This is a genomic window from Micromonospora sp. CPCC 206061, from assembly GCF_036906915.1.
GTDB lineage: Bacteria > Actinomycetota > Actinomycetes > Mycobacteriales > Micromonosporaceae > Phytohabitans.
In genome coordinates, this window is record NZ_JBAKHX010000036.1 from 1 (window position 1) to 16,262 (window position 16,262).

Consider the following 16,262-nt stretch of genomic DNA (forward strand, 5'->3'; position numbering starts at 1 on the left):
TCGCTGACCAGCAACGACTCAGAACCGATCACACTCGCGTGCCTACGAACTGCGGAACTCGGGCTTACCAGCCACGACACCTCGTGCTGGACCCCGTCGGGGTTACCACGTTCCACACCCGCGAGCTACGACCGGGTTGGGTGCCCTCTCTACCCCGGGGACGGCGGTGCTCTCCTGACCGGATGCCGTGCCCGGCCAGCGCCTGCCGCCTCACAACGGCATGTCCCTGCACCCCGCTACCGCATCCCACCGCGCGGGGCCACTATTTACGAGGCATCAACGAAGGTTCACGCAATTCACCCGTCCGGTCTGCCCCTCACCCGTGACCCCCATGGTGGGACGGGAGTCCTTCGGCTTTCCCCTGGGCTTCGCACCCCGCCGTTACCAGCAGCGCACGCCAAGGGCAGGGCCAGGCAATGAGCACGAACCTGGAGCTACACCACCGACATCATGTCGGCCCTCCAATCAGCGAGCTCGCTCGCAAGGTGCGACCTCGTGTCGCAACGGCAGAAGAGGATGTCCGCGCGGTTCAATTGCGGCTCGTCGTTTCCGTTGGGCGGTCGAGCGCAGTGCCGCATAGGCAGGCAGTGTTGGTCCAGCTCATCCGGTATAGCGACGCTTGGTCTCGTGCGCGACAACTGTCGTCGACGCGTTGTGCGGGACCGTGCCGCGTGCGCGGTCAGGGGATTGGATCTGTCGATTCCTGCGTGGTCGCCACGGTGTGCGCGGGTGCTTGATGAGCTCGCCATTGCTCGCGTGTGATCGCGTACTCGACCTCGCCCAGATCACTACCGGGCAACGGGTCGTCCCAGTCCATGTGGAAGGTGCGGACGTGCTGCATGCCGACCGATGCCATCGTTGCCCGAGACGCCGTGTTGACGGTCATCGTCTCGGCGAAGATACGGGCCAGTCCAAGGTCCTCGAACCCATGCCGGATCAGCTCGCGGGCACCCTCGCTGGCGAAGCCTTGCCGCCAGTGCCGACGCAGCAAGCGGTAGCCGAGTTCCGCCTGACCATCGACCGGGCCTTGGTCGGCGCGTTGGGGTGGCTCCAGAATCCACCATCCGACGAACGCGGCCTCCACGAAGCCGACCCAGAATCCCAGCCCGGGTACTTGAGTTGCGGCGGCAAGCCGCTGACGGTGGAGACCCTCGACCTCATGACGGGTGCGTGCACGGCCGTTGCCCAAGTACCGCATGACCTCGGGATCGGCGTCGAGCTCGACCTCGTGCTCAAGGTGTTGTTCGGACAGGGGAACCAGCTGAATGCGAGGGGTCCACAACGTCGCCTGAGCCATGACGGACATGGTGGTGCCTCGCTAGTGTTCGGATCAAGCAACTTTCCGCGTCGTCGCAGCCGCGCGGTCGTGCACGGCCCGATGGTTGTCCGGTCAGCGCGGTGCAGGTCGGGTGGCGTTGATCTGAACCATGAGTTCCCGGTTTGCGGCGCGGGCGGCAGCGAGTTCGTCGCCGCGGTCAGCGAGCTGGGTGCGCAGAGTACTTCGGCGGCTTCTACGACATCACCCCGGTGGTCCTGGAGGTGCCCTACGACGACGACTGGTGGCTCGTTGTCGACAGCAACCCCGACCACATCAGCGTCACCGTGAACCAGGTCTTCGACTGACCGCCCGCTGGCTCACCACGTGTCGCGTCCGATCCAACCTTGCGGGTGGGGTGCGCGGTGATCTGCGGTCCGTTGGTTCAATGCGGACGGACGGCGGCGTGGGTGTCTGCGATTACCTTGCGGTTTTCCGGTGAGCCGCCGTTCGGGTGGCAGCATTGGCCGTCCACCGTCCGGTGTTCGAGGTGCGGCTCTGGTTGGCCATGGCACTGGTGCGACGGCGGTGTCGAGGTAGTCGGAGGGCGCCGGGAACTGGCGGTTGTATTCGGCGTTGATGAGTTTGCGGGCGTCCTCGGCGGTCATCGGTCGGGTGCCGCCGTTGCGGAAATTCCAGGTGTCAGCGCTGGCTGCGACGGTGCCCGTGAAGTTTCACCTGTGGACCGGACACCCTGAGCCCAGACAGTGGTCTGGGGAAGGATGTTCTGGTGCCACGTCCGTCGAAGTACCCCGAGCAGTTCCGCCGGGACGCGGTCGAGCTGGTCCGCTCGTCACCGGGTCGGCCGCTGCGTGAGATCGGCCGAGAACTCGGCGTCAATCACGAGACCCTGCGCGGCTGGGTCAAGGCCGCCGAGCGCGCCGAGCAGGACACGACCGCCCGCGGTGAGAGCGGTGAGCTGTCCGCTGGCGAGCGTGAGGAGCTGCGCCGGTTGCGTAGCAAGGTCGCCGAGCTGGAGTTGGAGAAGGAGATTCTGCGCAAGGCAGCCCAGTATTTTGCGAAAGAGATGGGTCGATGATCGGCCGCTACCGGTTCATCTCTGAACATCACACCAGCTACGGTGTGGCGCGGCTGTGCCGCGTCCTGGCGGTAAAGCGTCGGCAGGGCTACTACGAATGGCTGGCCGCCCAACCCGCCCAGCAGCGGCGCGCCGAGGACGAGAACGCGCTCGCCGACGAGATCCGTGCCATCCACGCCCAGCACCGTGGCTCGTACGGCTCTCCACGGGTCACCGACGAACTGCGCCGCCGCGGCCGACCGGTCAACCGCAAACGGGTCGAGCGATCATGCGCCAGCGCGGCATCGTCGGCCTCACCCGGCGCCGCCGGCGATCGTTGACCAAACAAGACACGGCCGCCGCGCCGGCACCGGACCTGATCGGCCGGGACTTCACCGCCCCGGCGCCCGGCCAACGCCTGGTCGGTGACATCACCTACCTGCCCACGCAGGAGGGCTGGCTGTACCTGGCCACCACGCTCGACCTGTTCAACCGGGAAGTGGTCGGCCACGCCATGGCCGAGCACATGCGCGCCGAACTGGTCGCCGACGCCGTAGACCTGGCCCACCGCCGTGGCCTCGTCGAGCCCGGCGCGGTCTTCCACTCCGACCGCGGCAGCCAGTACACCTCGGCCGAGTTCCGGGCCACACTCAACCGGCTGCGGATACGTCCCTCGATGGGCCGGGTCGGGTCCTGCTACGACAACGCCGTCGCGGAGTCGTTCTTCGCCACCATGAAGGCCGAGATCGGCACCCGAGTCTGGGCCACCCGCGAACAGGCCCGCCGGGACGTGTTCGCCTACCTCACCTACTACAACCACGACCGTCTACACTCGACACTCCAGCATCGCATCCCGTACGAAACCCGTGCCTGCTACCGTCAACCCAACGCCCACGCGGCATAAAGCCCTGGTGTCCGGTCCCAGGGTGGAACTTCACCGCGAACAGGTCCATCCGTGGTGACCAGTCGCGAACTAGCACGGGGGCGAGGTGGCGGTGGAAGAGGATGCCGCTGCCGCCGCGGCCACGGCGAGACGTCCACCGCCAGCACCCCAGCCTCCCGGCCGGAAAACGAGGAAGCGGAAAGGCGAGCCAGCGGCGAACGCAGTCGGTCGGCATCGAACTGCCCATGATTGAGGCGTCGTACACAGCCCCGTGCCCACGCCGGTGCTCAGGCAACAACGTCAACTCCACCACTCATGTAGAAGTGCGCGAACCGCGTGCGCTCCCAAACGCGGACCCAGATGGACCCCTGGGCGCCTACCCAGACCAACCCGAAACCCCAGGCTCAGCCATCGCGTCTGCTCGTTATCGCGGTGACGGCCTACGTGTGTCACGGCACCACGGGATTGATCCTGGCCCGCGGGTGCTGGTTATGGACGTCGACGGGGCGCTCGAAGAATGACTCCAGCACGACGATGGTCTGAGTGCCGGTGACGCCGTCGATGTCGAACAGGCGCCGCAGTGCGGCTTGCAGGTCTTCGGTGGTCTCGGTGCGGATCTTTACCAGGATGCTGGCAGCGCCGGCGATGATGTGTGCCTCCTGGATCTCGGGTATGGCCGCGAGCGCGTCACGGGTGGGCGCGTCGCCCATCCAGGCGTTGGCGTCGAGCATCACGAAGGCGAGTACGCCACGGCCGACGGCGGCTGGGTCGACTTCGACGGTGGTGCGGCGGATCACGCCTCGCTCGCGCAGCTTGCGTACGCGTTCGTGCGCCGAGCCTGCGGACAGGCCGACCGCCGTGCCCAGGGCTGCGTACGACTGGGTGGCGTCGTACTGCAGCTGCTCGAGTAGGGCGCGGTCAATACCGTCAATCATGGGATCCCCATCGTGATCTGGTCGACAAACCACTTGACCGTATCACATTTGGCAATCAAGCTCTGCTGCGGAATGCCATTCCGCAAGGAGGATTGCATGTCTGACACCGTTATTGCCGAGTTCCGGCTGCTGGATGAGAGGTTCCGGTACCTGACCGGTGACTTCGTCCTCGAACGCCTGTACGGCGGCGCGCGCAAGACCGAAGGCCCGGCCTACTTCGCAGCCGGCCGTTATCTGGTGTGGAGCGACATCCCCAACGACCGGCTGCTGCGCTGGGACGAGACCACCGGGGCGGTCGGCGTGTTCCGCCAGCCCTCCGGTTACGCCAACGGCAACACCGCCGACCAGCAGGGCCGGCTGATCACCTGCGAGCAGGGAAACCGGCGGGTGACCCGCACCGAGCACGACGGCACGGTCACCGTGCTGGCAGACCGCTACGACGGAAAGCGGCTCAACAGCCCCAACGACGTCGTGGTGCGGGCCGACGGCACGATCTGGTTCTCCGACCCGAGCTACGGCATCTACAGCGACTACGAGGGAAACAAAGCCGAGGCCGAGTTCGGCGGCTCGTGCTACGTGTTCCGGCTCGACCCGGCCACCGGGGACCTGCGTGTGGTCGCCGACGACTTCTGCCGCCCCAACGGCCTGGCCTTCTCCCCCGACGAGCAGCGGCTGTTCATCGCCGACACCCGGCAGGAACCCAGCCACATCCGTGTCTTCGACGTCACCGCCGAGGGAGACCTCAGCGGCGGGAAGATCTTCGCCGAGTGTGACAACGGGCGCTTCGACGGCCTGCGCATCGACGACACCGGCAGGGTCTGGGCCGCCGCCTGGGACGGCGTGCACTGCTTCGAGCACGACGGCACCCTCATCGGGAAGTTGCTCCTGCCCGAACCGGTCGCCAACCTCACCTTCGGCGGACCGAAACGCAACCAGCTGTACATCACCGCCGGCCGGTCCGTGTACACGCTGCGGGTCACCTTCAACGGCGCCCGCTACCCCCGATCCACGAGCAGCGAAGGCCGGTGAGCCACGCCATGCACACCGACCAAGAACACGCGCACACCGACCCGGCGGCCCAGCACCGTATCGCCCGCGAACTGTGCGTAGACCCGGACTTCGACCCGCACCGCGACACCGACCGACGAGTCGCGTTCCTTGCCGACGCACTGACGACCACCGGCCGCACGACGCTGGTGCTGGGCATCAGCGGCGGCATCGACTCGGCCACCGCCGGCAGACTGTGCCAGCTTGCCGTCGAGCAGGTACGCCGCACCGGAGGTGATGCGACGTTCATCGCCATGCGGCTGCCCTACGACAGCCAGCGCGACGAACACGATGCCCAGGCCGCTCTCGCATTCGTCTGCCCCGACCGGGTCCTGACCTCGAACATCCGGCCGGCCAGCGACGCCAGCCTGCACAACCTGCTCATCGGCGGCCTGACCTTCCGCGACGCCCACCAGCAGGACTTCGTCCTCGGCAACATCAAAGCCAGACAGCGGATGATCGCCCAATACGCGGTGGCCGGCGCGACCGGCGGGCTCGTTGTCGGCACCGACCACGCCGCCGAAGCCGTCACCGGCTTCTTCACCAAACACGGCGACGGCGCAGCCGACCTCCTGCCGCTGGCCGGGCTGACCAAACGGCGCGTACGCGCGATCGCCCACACGCTGGGCGCACCGCCTGCACTGATCCACAAGACGCCTACCGCCGACCTCGAGTCCCTGCACCCGGGCAAGCCCGACGAAGACGTCCTCGGACTCACCTACGACGACATCGACGACTTCCTCGAAGGGCAGGCCGTTCCCCCCGCCATCGCGCACGCGATCCATCACCACCACACCAACACCGCCCACAAGCGCCTGCTGCCGACCGCCCCAGCGGCAGCGCCCGCGAAGAGTCACACGTTGCCGTCAGGCCGCTCACCGTCTCGATGATGACCGGGCATACCGCCGCCGTGAGTACTCGACCCGTTCAGTACGCGGCGCGGCTGGGTGCTCTGCTCGTCGGCGCCGACGAGACACGACGGTGGCGGCTAGTGGCGGAGTTCCTCGAGGAGTACCGCTGGGAGCCGCCGGAGAAGCGTGTCGCCCTGTTGGACCAGGAACCATTCGTCACCGGCGACGAACGCTGGGACGTGTTCCTCGCAGCGTTGGCGGAGCACCTGGCGGCCAAGGACGGGCGCGGCGCGCCCGTCCTTGGCCGAGACACGGTCGCTGCGGCGGTTCTGGTTCCCGTTCAATACTCGTATTCGGGACGCTCATTGGCGCCGAGGTGACCGGCTCCGACACGACGGGAGGTCAGGCGTGCTGTCGCGACGATGTGGGATCCGGTGACGCGGCGCGCTCCGACTCCGGACCTGCTGGGCGTTCCTGGTGCAGGGCGACGCCCGCGACGACCAGCACCACTCCGATAATCTCCGTGACGGTAGGAATTTGAGTGAGCACGATGACCCCGACAACGGTGGCCGTGGCCGGCAGCAGCGACACCATAAGGGCGTAGGTGGCCCGAGGCAGGCGTGCCATGGCGAGTTGGTCGCTGACGTACGGGATGACCGACGAGCAGATGCCCACCCCGGCCGCGGCGGCCAGCGAGACCGGGTCCAGGAAGGCTGGCGCGGCTTGGCCGATGCCGATCGGCAGGGCGATCACCGCGGCGATCAGCATCGACAGGGCCAGGCCGTCGATGCCGGACACCTGCCGGCTGCGGGCCACGCGGTGCCCGAGCACGATGTAGAGGGCGAACAGCACGGCGTTGGCGACGGCGAACGTGATGCCGATCGGTTCGGCGACCAGGCGGACGTCGGTGAGCTGGTACACCCCGGCGACGGCGGCGATCAGCGCGGCGATGTTGCGGCGGGTTCGGGCGGCGACCGCGGCCAGCACGATGACCGGCAGGAACTCGATCGCCGCGACGGTGCCCAGAGGCAGCCGGTCGATCGCGAGGTAGAAGACGCTGTTCATCACCGCCAGCACCGCCGCCCACCCGGTCAGCAGCCATCGGGTGGGCTGGTCCAGGCGCTGCCACAGCCGCCACGGCCGTCGCCACACCGCGAACACCACCGCTGCGGTCGCGATCCGCAGCCACGCCACCCCGAGCACCTCGATGCGGGCGAACAGCAGCACCGCCAGCGCCGGCCCAAGGTAGTGGAACACGGCGCTGACCACGAAATACACATGCGGCGGCACCCGCTGTACGACCCGTGCGGCGCTTCCTGGACCGGCATCGGCCGAACGCGTCTCAGTCATGCCCCTATTGTTGAAAGCAGAACCGAACGACACCATGCGCAAGCGAAGGTATGAGGACGCTCATATGGCCGTGCAAGAAAGTAATGGCTCTACCGGCTTCCCTTCGGGAAACTCGGTGCTGGATGAGACGAACCGGCGGCTGCTCGACGCACTCAGCGCCGACCCTCGGGCCACCGCCGCCGAGCTGGCCCGTCAGGTCGGCATGTCCGCGCCCGCCGTCCGCGAACGCCTCGCCCGACTCGAGCAGGCCGGCGTCATCCGGGGCTACCGCCTCGACATCGACCCCGCTGCAATCGGGCTACCCGTCGCCGCCTGGGTGAGAATCCGGCCCGGTCCCGGCCAACTACCCAAGATCGCCGAACTGGCAGCCCGCACCCCGCAGGTCAGCGAATGTCACCGCATCTCCGGCGAAGACTGCTTCCTACTCAAGGTCCACGTACCCACCATCGAAGACCTCGAAGCCGTGCTCGACCAGTTCCTCATCCACGGCCAAACCCACAGCTCCTTCGTCGTGGCCACCCCCGTACCCCCACGCACGCCGAAGCCGGACGTTAGGTGAACCCGCCTCTCACCTACTTAGCGTTGTTTTTTCGCTGGAAGCAGTAGACCGGCCCCAGTTCCCGCGTACCTGTTCGGCCGTAATCAGACCGAACGGGCGGGCCGCGACATCCGCACAAGGAGCACACCATGGTGAGCGACCGCGTCGTGCCGCAGGACGAACCGGCCACGACCGACGGTACGGCGGCCACGCACTCGGAGAAGCACCGCCTGATCACGGCCTGGGTCGTCACTCTCATGCTGCTCGGGTGCACCTTGATCGCATACCTGGACAAGGCGATTCTCGGGCTGGTCGCGCAACCGGCGATGGCCGACCTCGGACTCTCGGCCGCCGAGTTCGGCAGCATCAGCAGCGCCGCAGGCCTGCTCGGCCCGGCCGCGGCGCTGCTGTACAGCGTCGTGGCCGATCGGCTGCCCGTCAAGGCCACTCTGTTCACCCTCGTGGTGGTGTGGTCGCTCCTCCAGTTGCCCATCTTCTTCGCCGCCTCGGGCGGGCTGCTGTTGGCGACCCGGTTTGCACTCGGGGCGGCGGAGGGTCCCACCGGACCGGTGTCGCACGCGGCCGCCTACTCCTGGTGGCCCAACGAACGGCGCGGATTCCCCACGGCGCTGCTCACGACCGGGGCGTCACTCGGCAAGCTGCTCTTCGCCCCGCTGCTGGCCTTGGTGATCGCCGCATGGAACTGGGAGGCGGGCTTCCTCGCCGTGGCGCTCCTGGGCTTCGCCTGGGCACCGGCCTGGTTGTTCCTCGGGAGAGAGGGCTCCTACGGCCAGGCCGGGACCACGACCGGAACCGTCACGCAGACCGCACCTCGTGCGCCCGTACGGACCATCCTGCTGACAGGCACCTTCGTCGGGTACGTGGCCGCGTTCACGGCCTCCTCGATGCTCGTGGCCGTGGTCCTGACCTGGCTTCCGTCCTACTTCCAGGAGGTGCTGGGGTTCTCGGCGGTCACGGCGGGCTCGCTATTCGGTGTGCCGAGCATCTCCGCGATGGTGTTCCTGTACCTCTATGGCGGGTGGAGCGACCGGAGGCTCAGGAAGGGCGCCACGTCCCGAATCGTGCGCGGGATATGGGGCGGTGTGCTGCTCGCGCTCGGCGGTGTCTTCCTGACGGCCCTTCCCCTCGTCTCCGGTGTAGTGCTCCCGATGGCCCTGATGATGATGGGTTACGGGCTGTCCATGACCGTCAATGCCGTGGCCAGCCCGGCCCTGGCGCAGATCGTGCCGCCGGGGCAGCGCACAAGCGTCCTGTCGATCGGTGTGGCCGTCGCCGGTTTCCTCGCCGCCGCCGGGCCATGGATCACGGGCGTCGTACTGGACGCGGCCCGATCCGCCGACTCGCTCGCCGAGGGCTACACCAACGTGTTCGTGCTGATGGGTGGCATCGTCATTGCGGGAGGCGCGCTTTTTGCGCTGCTGGTGAACCCGGAGCGCGACGGCGCGAAGGTGGAGGCGGCCCGGGTCGCACGCGCAGCCCGGCAAGGTCCGTGAGCGAAAGAACTGTCGCAATACGCATGGGTACGACTATCGGCTCGCGAGCGCGGAATACAGGGAGCACAGCGCGTCCGACCGCGGCCACGGCGAGACGTCCACCGCCAGCACCCCAGCCTCCCGGCCGGAAAACGAGGAAGCGGAAAGGCGAGCCAGCGGCGAACGCAGTCGGTCGGCATCGAACTGCCCATGATTGAGGCGTCGTACACAGCCCCGTGCCCACGCCGGCGCTCAGGCAACAACGTCAACTCCACCGCCGAGTGCACCGCCCCGGAGCCCATAGAACCGCGTCCACCAGCTCGAACAGCTCATCGCCCCGTACGGTCAGACACGCGTACAACTCGTCCCGGAAGCGTGACGCTTCCGCGAACGCTTTCCGTGTGTCGACGACGCGTGAGAATGACCCCGTGTCGACGGAGACGGACACGCGAGGGTTCTAGATCTTGTCGCAACACTCCTGGCTGCCGGCCTTCCGCGACGCGACCCTGTTCAAGGTCGCCTACGGGTACGGGCTGCGACGCAACGAGACCCGGATGCTCGACGTGGCCGACTTCGGCCGCAACCCGCATGCCGAAGAGTTCGGCGAGTACGGCGTGCTCTACGTGCGCCACGGCAAGGCGATGAAGGGTTCGGCACCGAAGCGGCGCAGCGTGCTGACCGTCTGGGCGTGGGTGCCTGAGATCCTCGCCGAGTGGGTCGAAGAGATCTGGCCGTTGCTGGCCGTCGACGGCAACCCGGCGCTCTGGCCTTCGGAGCGGGCGCCGCGGGGCGGGCTGGCCCAGCTCAACGCACGCCTGTCGGCCTACCGCGACGCCCTCGGCCTGGACGCTGGCCTGGACTTTCACTCCCTGCGTCACGGCGTCGGCGGCCAGGAGGACGCGGAGCGCTTCGACCGGGGCGCCGGTCTCGTCGCGGGTGGCGCGCCAGAGGTCGTGGACGACCGCGCCCAGGGTCAGGTCGAGTGCTTCCCGCTCGGCGGGGAGGTACCGGGCACCGCGGAGTAATCGCGTCGGGGAGGACGTACGAGGCCCGGAGCGCTTGGCGCTCCGGGCCTCGACTCATTGAAGCTTCAGTGAAGTTCCGACTGGACCTCGGTCAGTCGAGGCCTTCGACGATGCGGAAGTCGCGCTCGAAGCCGTCGGGGAGTACGGCCAGCGCCTCCTGGTAGGCCGCACTCTCGTATGCGGCGACCGCCTGTTCGAAGCTGTCGAACTCGATCAGGACAACGCGCTCGGCGATTCCGGCTTCGTGTGCGACGACCCGGCTGCCGATGCCGGCGAGCACCCGCCCGCCCGCCGCCTTGACGGCCAGACCGGCCAGTTCGTTGTAGACATCAAGCCCCTCAGGCTTTGTGATGGTGGGGTATACGCTGACCCAGTAGCCCTTGGACACGGAACCTCCAGTGTTGAGATGAGTGCTTCGAATTCCGAAGCACTCGGCGATGTGCGAGACTACCGTTTCGGAATCCGAAGCACAAAAGTTGACGGAGAGTCATGAACGTGTCGCCGACGCCCATGCCGGGCCGGCCGGTCCGCGGTTCCACCACGGGCCGATCGTTGATGGCGGCACTGGACCTGTTCGGGCGCCGCTGGACTCTGCGCATCATCTGGGAGCTGGGGAACGAGCCGCTCGGCTTCCGGCTGCTGCAGCGGCGCTGCGACGGCATGTCGTCAAGCGTCCTGCAGCAACGGCTCACAGAGCTCCAAGAGGCTCGACTCGCCGAGGTGCTGCCCGACGGCAACTACACCCTCACCCCGCTCGGCCACGACGCCCGCGAGGCCCTCGGTCCGGTCATCGAGTGGTCGCTGCGGTGGGCTGCCGAGCTTGCCGACACCCCGCCCACTGCCGCCGAGGATGCCGGCGACAGCCAGCGCAACCGGTTCTGACAGCGGTCCGCGCGCGAGACACCTCGGCTCGAAACCACAGGACTGGAGACCACAGAGCATGACAGAGTTCCCCGCACAGGCGGCGCGAACCGCCGTCGCCGCAGCCCTGGCCGAGGATGAGTCGGGCCAGGACATCACCACCGCGTGGAGCGTTCCCGAAGGCCTGGCGGCCGTGGCCGAGATCCGCGCCCGGCAATGCGGCATCGCCGGCGGTCTCCCCGTGGTCGCCGAGGTCTTCGCCCAGGTCGACCCCGACGTCACAGTGGAAGCGCTCGTCCCCGACGGCGCCCGGCTGACCGGCGACGATGTCCTGGTGCGCCTGTCCGGCTCGGCGCGCAGCCTGATCACCGGGGAGCGAACGGCGCTGAACTTCCTGCAACGCATGTGCGGCATCGCGACGCTCACCGACCGCTACGTCCAGGCCGTGGCCGGGACCGAGGCGCGCATTCTGGACACCCGCAAGACGGCGCCGGGCCTGCGCGCCCTGGACAAGTACGCGGTGACCGTCGGCGGCGGCCGCAACCACCGGCTCAACCTCGCGGCGATGGTGCTGCTCAAGGAGAACCACATCGCCGCGGCAGGCGGCGTGACCACCGCGATCGACGCGGTCCGGCGCGGGATGGCGCGCACCGGGCAGAAGGTGGAGACCGATGTCGAGGTGCAGACCGTGGCGCAGGCCCTTGAGGCCCTCGATGCCGGGGCCCGCTGGATCATGCTCGACAACATGCCGGTGGCCGACATCGAAATGGTCGTGAAAATCCGGGCCGAGCGCGCCGACGCCTCCCTGATCCTGCTGGAGGCCTCGGGCACCGTCCGTCTGGACAGCGTCCGCGCCATCGCCGAGACGGGAGTCGACCTCATCTCGGTCGGCGCGTTGACGCACAGCGCGCCCGCGCTGGACCTGACGATGCTGCTGACGACCGACCCGGTGCCATGCCCGAGGTAGTGGTCATCAACGCATGTCAACGGCAAGGGCCGGGGCGGCAACCCGACCGCTGTTCTCGACGAAGCGTCGTTCACCGACGAGGAGCGATGCCGCATTCCCGGGGAACTGGGCACTTCGCACGCCGTCTTCATCCGTGCCACCGGAGTTGAGCGCGGCCGTCCCTCGTACTCGCTCCGGTTCTTCACCGCCGAAGGCGACTGCCATCGTCATCTACTCCAACGCCTGCGACATCACCGCCGTCGTCAACCAGCTCGCGGCCGAGGGCCACCCGGTCGACCCCGAAGACCTCGCCCTACATCACCGAGCACATCCGCCGCTTCGGCGACTAGTCCTCGACCTCACCCCGCCCGACGCGGAACCCGACACCCGTCTCGAACTCCAGCCGGGCGCACTCTTCCCGCCCGGCTCATAGCCGTCTTCACCTGCTGGTACTCGACCTAGACAAACGATCCATAAGGGAGCATGGCAGGTTTCCGGCGTATTTTGTTGGCCCCCGTACAACGCCCACGGAAACCAGTTGCCCTCGACGAACGCCGACCCGTACTGCCTTGGCGCGAACAGCAATTGCCAGCAGCAACACGGTGAGCACACGCCATAACGCCCACCCGAGCGCTGCTCAGCCGAGCTGCGCGGCCAGGCCGTCCAGGATGGTGTTGAGGCCGTAGTCGAGGTCGACGTCGGCCTCAGCCCAGGACTCGCCCAGCGCGCGTAGTTTTGGGAACTGGTTGGCCACCTCGGTCACCTTGGCGACCACATCCTGGATCTGCGCGTCCCCGTCCGCGCCGGAGCGGCGCACCCTAGGGCCTGTATCAAAGTTGGCTACAGCCATTCGTTGATCGCGGCGATGTGCACGGTGGCTTCGTAGCGCACAGCGAGTTTGTCGAATCGGGTCGCGACGGCTCGGTGGCGTTTGAGCCGGTTAAGACGGCTTGTCCTCGTTGCCAGCGGGTGCGTCGCGGGCTCGGAAGCGGGCCGGGCGTGTTCGGCCAGCTTCACCATACGTCTCACGTACGACAGAACGCTCACGCTGCGAGTGTCGGCGTGGCCAGGGCCGGGGGTTACGCGGGCACTCGCCGGCTTTGGGCGCGTCCGCCCTTGGCGTGCGCCGCCCTAGGTCAACCCATCCAGCGGTGGATGGCGGTTCTCGGCGATCGCCGCCGGTAGCTCGGACGGCAAGGTTTGGCTCTGGGACGTAGCGACCAGCCGGGCGACCGCGTCCCTACCACACCCAGGCCCGGTCACCTCGGTGGCCTTTCCCGCCGACGACGCCACCGTGGGCACCGGCGCTGCCGACGGCATCGTCCGCGTCTGGCAAATCCCGGGCCCTACGGTCACGAACCTCAGCGGCGACATCTTCTCCATCAGCTTCCCCACCGGGACAAGCACGATGGCGGTCACCAGCGCGGACAACACCGCCGGCCTTGTAAACGTCGCCGAGCCCCGCAGTCCGGCACCACTCGGTCCGCTGATCACAAACGCGACCCGGTCGGGTCGCGCGTCCGGCGCCGCCGTCATCAGCCCGGATGGGCGCACGCTCGCCGTAGGCGCGGTCGATGGTGGCATCCAACTCTGGGACGTCGCCAACCCGGCCGCGACGACCCCGCTCGCGCGCATCACCGGCCCGGCCGGCGCCATAGAGGGCCTGATGTTCAGCCCCGACGGCAAAACACTCGCGGCCGGCAGCGACGACCACAACGTTTGGCTATGGGACGTTTCCAACCCGGCCGAACCGACCGGCCCGCCCTCGCTCCTCACCGATCACACCAACTACGCCTACGGACCGGCGTTCAGCAACGACGGCCGACTGCTGGCAGCGGGAGGCGCCGACAACACGGTGCGGCTGTGGGATGCCGCCGATCCCCGCCACCCGCAGACGCTGGCCCTCATCAAGGGCCACACCAACTACGTATTCGCGACGGCGTTCAGCCCGGACGGCCACATCCTGGCCTCGGCCGGCGCGGACAACACGGTGCGTCTGTGGGACGTGACGAATCCAACGGCGGTCAAACCACTTGGTCGGCCGCTCACCGGGCCCAACAACTACGTCTACTCGCTCGCGTTCGATCCGACCGGACGCACTGTGGCGGCCGGCGCCGGAGACGGTCAGGTCTGGCTGTGGGACCTCACCAATACCCAACGCCCGAACTTCCTCGCTGCCCTCGCCGCCTACGGCGGACCGGTGTTCGTCGTGGCATTCGACCCCGCCGGCATCCTTGCGGCCGGCGGCGACCAAGGAACGGTGCGGCTCTGGAACACGAGCCCAGATGCCGTCGCGAAGCACGTTTGCTCGACGTCGGGCCAACCCATCACCCCAACCGAATGGAGAAAATACACCGGAGACGCGCCGTACCGGTCACCGTGCTGACAACTGCCGAAGGCACCACACGCCGATCGCAACGGCTGACAGGATCGCGCGTCCCGGCCGGCTCTGGCTTCGGCGCTCGTTCCGGTTCACCTGGGCGCGGCGACGCGAATCCCCGTCAACCGCCTCGACGTTGGCGCGGCACGCTGGGAGCACCGTGGTCAAGTCAGGTCCCGCAGCGGGAGGAGACGTCGTTGGTCACGACCACCGACGCGATCTTCCAATCGACCTCTGTCTGTGAGCCACCGTGTAACCAGTGACTTGATCTCCTCGGCGTACTGTCCGAGAAACCACGGGCAATGACCAGACTTGATCCAGCGCTGACTCACGCTCGGACAAAGATCGCCGGATGAGCCGTCATGGCCGAGTTCGAGCAGGGCCGGTGGATCGTCGCCTGGCAATCTGGTCGCCATCACCCGCCATCACCCGCGATCACCGCAGGAACCGGATTAAGCACGGCGTCCGCGGTTGCCTGGTCAACGCGTTGAAGCGTGGCTTGGGCGCCCGTCGCCGCGAGGCGGCGCCGGCCAGGGCCACCGCCGTCGAGGGTCAACGCACGCCCGCCCGCAACGGCGGTGTGTAGCGGGCATACGGCCTGGTCAACTCCGGGACCTGCTCGGTGAACGTGGCCCGCGCACAGCCGGACTCGCCGCAGACGAACCGGCGTACCCGCAGCCGAACGACAACCAACGTCCCACCAGCCCATCAAGCAATCCAGGGAACCCTCCGGCCACGTGACCACGACTCCGTTGGGGTTCGAGTCGCCGTCGAGATCAACACCCCAAAACGGGGCTTGACCTGGAGTGTTGGGTTTGGGTGTGTGTCGGGATCGACACGAACCGATACCCAACGGGAGCTACGCCTGTTCGGCACGATCCGCCTAGTCTAATAAGGACACTACCCGAGCTAAGCCGATCGCACGATCGCTGCCTCGGGTGACAACGGGCCGTCGGCGTCGCAGCTCGATCAACCGAGCGAGACGACCGGCGGCCTTCGTCATGCGACCAACTCGCGCGTGCCATCCGGAACGACTCCATCACTGTGGTCGACTCCCGTTGGCTCCCTGGCCTGAGTTCGACACGAACACGCGCTATCGGCGGCCATGACAAGTGCGCCACGAGGCGCCTTGTTGTATCCCCGGTGCAGCCGGGAGGAACTCGGAGGGAGGTTCTTGGGTCCGATGGCTTACCTGGATCCGAAAGGTGAAGGGGACAAGAGCATGCCAGGAAAGCAGTGGTCGCGCCCAGGCGTAGGGGCGTGAGGTGCTGCGGGACCCGCGGAATATGGTGAGAGCTGGATTGCCCGAAGCCCAATCTCCAGAAGATGCAAGCCGCCATCCACCGGAAAGACGTCTGAACCGGTGCCGTGCCCTGCGTCGGTATCACTGTCATGCCGACGCAACCTCCGGGGCACGGGCGATGCCCAGTGAGGGCGTTCAAGGAGATGAGTGGGCCACCTACGTTCCGCTCGACACGTACAACAGGGACGAACGTGGGATCGCCTACGGGACGCGAGTCCTATGGCGACGGAGGTCTGGTAGTAGTCGCAGGAGTCATGACCTGCCAAGGAGTCCGGGAGAGCCGGACACAGGGGCGAAGCAGGCCAGGTGACCGGGCG

General features: G+C 67.6%; 19 protein-coding genes and 2 pseudogenes. 13 read left to right on the top strand and 8 right to left on the bottom strand.

The window, feature by feature from the left end:
• Positions 1-679: 679 nt before the first annotated feature.
• Positions 680-1,297, bottom strand: coding sequence for a GNAT family N-acetyltransferase (locus tag V6V89_RS23000; RefSeq protein WP_334621321.1), 618 nt, complete (start codon positions 1,295-1,297; stop codon positions 680-682).
• Between the two features lie 748 nt (positions 1,298-2,045).
• Between V6V89_RS23000 and V6V89_RS23005 the strand changes: the two genes are divergently transcribed.
• Genes V6V89_RS23005 through V6V89_RS23015 form a run of 3 tightly spaced genes read left to right on the top strand, consistent with a single transcriptional unit; the run spans position 2,046 to position 3,237 of the window.
• On the top strand, positions 2,046-2,354 hold the full coding sequence (locus tag V6V89_RS23005; protein WP_334621322.1) for a transposase: 309 nt from the start codon (positions 2,046-2,048) through the stop codon (positions 2,352-2,354).
• On the top strand, positions 2,351-2,674 hold the full coding sequence (locus tag V6V89_RS23010) for an IS3 family transposase (protein WP_334621323.1): 324 nt from the start codon (positions 2,351-2,353) through the stop codon (positions 2,672-2,674). Before V6V89_RS23005 ends, V6V89_RS23010 begins: the two co-directional genes overlap by 4 nt.
• Entirely contained in the window at positions 2,623-3,237 is a 615-nt protein-coding gene (locus tag V6V89_RS23015) for an IS3 family transposase (RefSeq protein WP_334621324.1), read from the top strand. The genes V6V89_RS23010 and V6V89_RS23015 overlap by 52 nt, the downstream gene beginning before the upstream one ends.
• 113 nt (positions 3,238-3,350) lie before the next feature.
• On the opposite strand, the pseudogene V6V89_RS41780 reads toward V6V89_RS23015, so the two are convergent.
• Together V6V89_RS41780 and V6V89_RS23020 are read right to left on the bottom strand one after the other, a co-directional pair.
• Positions 3,351-3,529, bottom strand: a pseudogene (locus tag V6V89_RS41780) (transposase); the annotation flags it as partial.
• A gap of 136 nt (positions 3,530-3,665) precedes the next feature.
• Positions 3,666-4,151 (bottom strand): Lrp/AsnC family transcriptional regulator, encoded by a 486-nt coding sequence (locus tag V6V89_RS23020; RefSeq protein ID WP_334621325.1) that lies wholly within the window; start codon positions 4,149-4,151, stop codon positions 3,666-3,668.
• A 96-nt stretch (positions 4,152-4,247) separates the two neighbouring features.
• Between V6V89_RS23020 and V6V89_RS23025 the strand changes: the two genes are divergently transcribed.
• The 3 genes from V6V89_RS23025 to V6V89_RS23035 are packed head-to-tail and all read left to right on the top strand — an operon-like array spanning position 4,248 to position 6,429.
• Positions 4,248-5,180: an SMP-30/gluconolactonase/LRE family protein gene (locus tag V6V89_RS23025; protein ID WP_334621326.1), complete on the top strand. Its 933-nt coding sequence runs from the start codon at positions 4,248-4,250 to the stop codon at positions 5,178-5,180.
• A gap of 8 nt (positions 5,181-5,188) precedes the next feature.
• Positions 5,189-6,088, top strand: coding sequence for an ammonia-dependent NAD(+) synthetase (nadE, locus tag V6V89_RS23030; RefSeq protein WP_334621327.1), 900 nt, complete (start codon positions 5,189-5,191; stop codon positions 6,086-6,088).
• A 20-nt stretch (positions 6,089-6,108) separates the two neighbouring features.
• The gene (locus V6V89_RS23035) at positions 6,109-6,429 is read left to right on the top strand and encodes a hypothetical protein (protein WP_334621328.1); all 321 of its coding nucleotides are present in this window, start codon (positions 6,109-6,111) and stop codon (positions 6,427-6,429) included.
• A gap of 22 nt (positions 6,430-6,451) precedes the next feature.
• Here V6V89_RS23035 and V6V89_RS23040 read toward each other — a convergent pair whose 3' ends face one another.
• Positions 6,452-7,399, bottom strand: coding sequence for an EamA family transporter (locus V6V89_RS23040; RefSeq protein WP_334621329.1), 948 nt, complete (start codon positions 7,397-7,399; stop codon positions 6,452-6,454).
• Positions 7,400-7,463: 64 nt separating this feature from the next.
• Here V6V89_RS23040 and V6V89_RS23045 point away from each other — a divergent pair, with 64 nt between their 5' ends.
• From V6V89_RS23045 to V6V89_RS23055, 3 genes are all read left to right on the top strand, one after another.
• Positions 7,464-7,958, top strand: coding sequence for an Lrp/AsnC family transcriptional regulator (locus tag V6V89_RS23045; protein ID WP_334621330.1), 495 nt, complete (start codon positions 7,464-7,466; stop codon positions 7,956-7,958).
• A gap of 128 nt (positions 7,959-8,086) precedes the next feature.
• The gene (locus V6V89_RS23050) at positions 8,087-9,451 is read left to right on the top strand and encodes an MFS transporter (protein ID WP_334621331.1); all 1,365 of its coding nucleotides are present in this window, start codon (positions 8,087-8,089) and stop codon (positions 9,449-9,451) included.
• A gap of 443 nt (positions 9,452-9,894) precedes the next feature.
• Positions 9,895-10,455 (top strand): site-specific integrase, encoded by a 561-nt coding sequence (locus V6V89_RS23055; RefSeq protein WP_334621332.1) that lies wholly within the window; start codon positions 9,895-9,897, stop codon positions 10,453-10,455.
• 91 nt (positions 10,456-10,546) lie between these two features.
• Here V6V89_RS23055 and V6V89_RS23060 read toward each other — a convergent pair whose 3' ends face one another.
• Entirely contained in the window at positions 10,547-10,843 is a 297-nt protein-coding gene (locus V6V89_RS23060) for a DUF1330 domain-containing protein (protein ID WP_334621333.1), read from the bottom strand.
• Positions 10,844-10,944: 101 nt separating this feature from the next.
• Between V6V89_RS23060 and V6V89_RS23065 the strand changes: the two genes are divergently transcribed.
• The 3 genes from V6V89_RS23065 to V6V89_RS23075 all read left to right on the top strand — a co-directional run bounded on the left by V6V89_RS23065 (position 10,945) and on the right by V6V89_RS23075 (position 12,695).
• Positions 10,945-11,337, top strand: coding sequence for a winged helix-turn-helix transcriptional regulator (locus V6V89_RS23065; RefSeq protein WP_334621334.1), 393 nt, complete (start codon positions 10,945-10,947; stop codon positions 11,335-11,337).
• Positions 11,338-11,395: 58 nt separating this feature from the next.
• On the top strand, positions 11,396-12,283 hold the full coding sequence (gene nadC / locus V6V89_RS23070; protein ID WP_334621335.1) for a carboxylating nicotinate-nucleotide diphosphorylase: 888 nt from the start codon (positions 11,396-11,398) through the stop codon (positions 12,281-12,283).
• A gap of 133 nt (positions 12,284-12,416) precedes the next feature.
• The gene (locus V6V89_RS23075) at positions 12,417-12,695 is read left to right on the top strand and encodes a hypothetical protein (RefSeq protein ID WP_334621336.1); all 279 of its coding nucleotides are present in this window, start codon (positions 12,417-12,419) and stop codon (positions 12,693-12,695) included.
• A 204-nt stretch (positions 12,696-12,899) separates the two neighbouring features.
• On the opposite strand, the gene V6V89_RS23080 is transcribed toward V6V89_RS23075, so the two are convergent.
• Together V6V89_RS23080 and V6V89_RS23085 are read right to left on the bottom strand one after the other, a co-directional pair.
• Positions 12,900-13,079, bottom strand: a complete 180-nt coding sequence (locus V6V89_RS23080; protein ID WP_334621337.1) for a hypothetical protein — start codon at positions 13,077-13,079, stop codon at positions 12,900-12,902.
• Between the two features lie 23 nt (positions 13,080-13,102).
• A pseudogene (locus V6V89_RS23085) lies at positions 13,103-13,204 on the bottom strand (IS5 family transposase); the annotation flags it as partial.
• A gap of 229 nt (positions 13,205-13,433) precedes the next feature.
• Between V6V89_RS23085 and V6V89_RS23090 the strand changes: the two are divergent.
• A complete protein-coding gene (locus V6V89_RS23090) occupies positions 13,434-14,648 on the top strand; it encodes a WD40 repeat domain-containing protein (RefSeq protein ID WP_334621400.1) in 1,215 nt (404 codons plus the stop codon).
• A 546-nt stretch (positions 14,649-15,194) separates the two neighbouring features.
• On the opposite strand, the gene V6V89_RS23095 is transcribed toward V6V89_RS23090, so the two are convergent.
• Complete coding sequence (locus tag V6V89_RS23095; protein WP_334621338.1) at positions 15,195-15,335, bottom strand: hypothetical protein; 141 nt, start codon at positions 15,333-15,335, stop codon at positions 15,195-15,197.
• Positions 15,336-16,262: the final 927 nt, after the last annotated feature.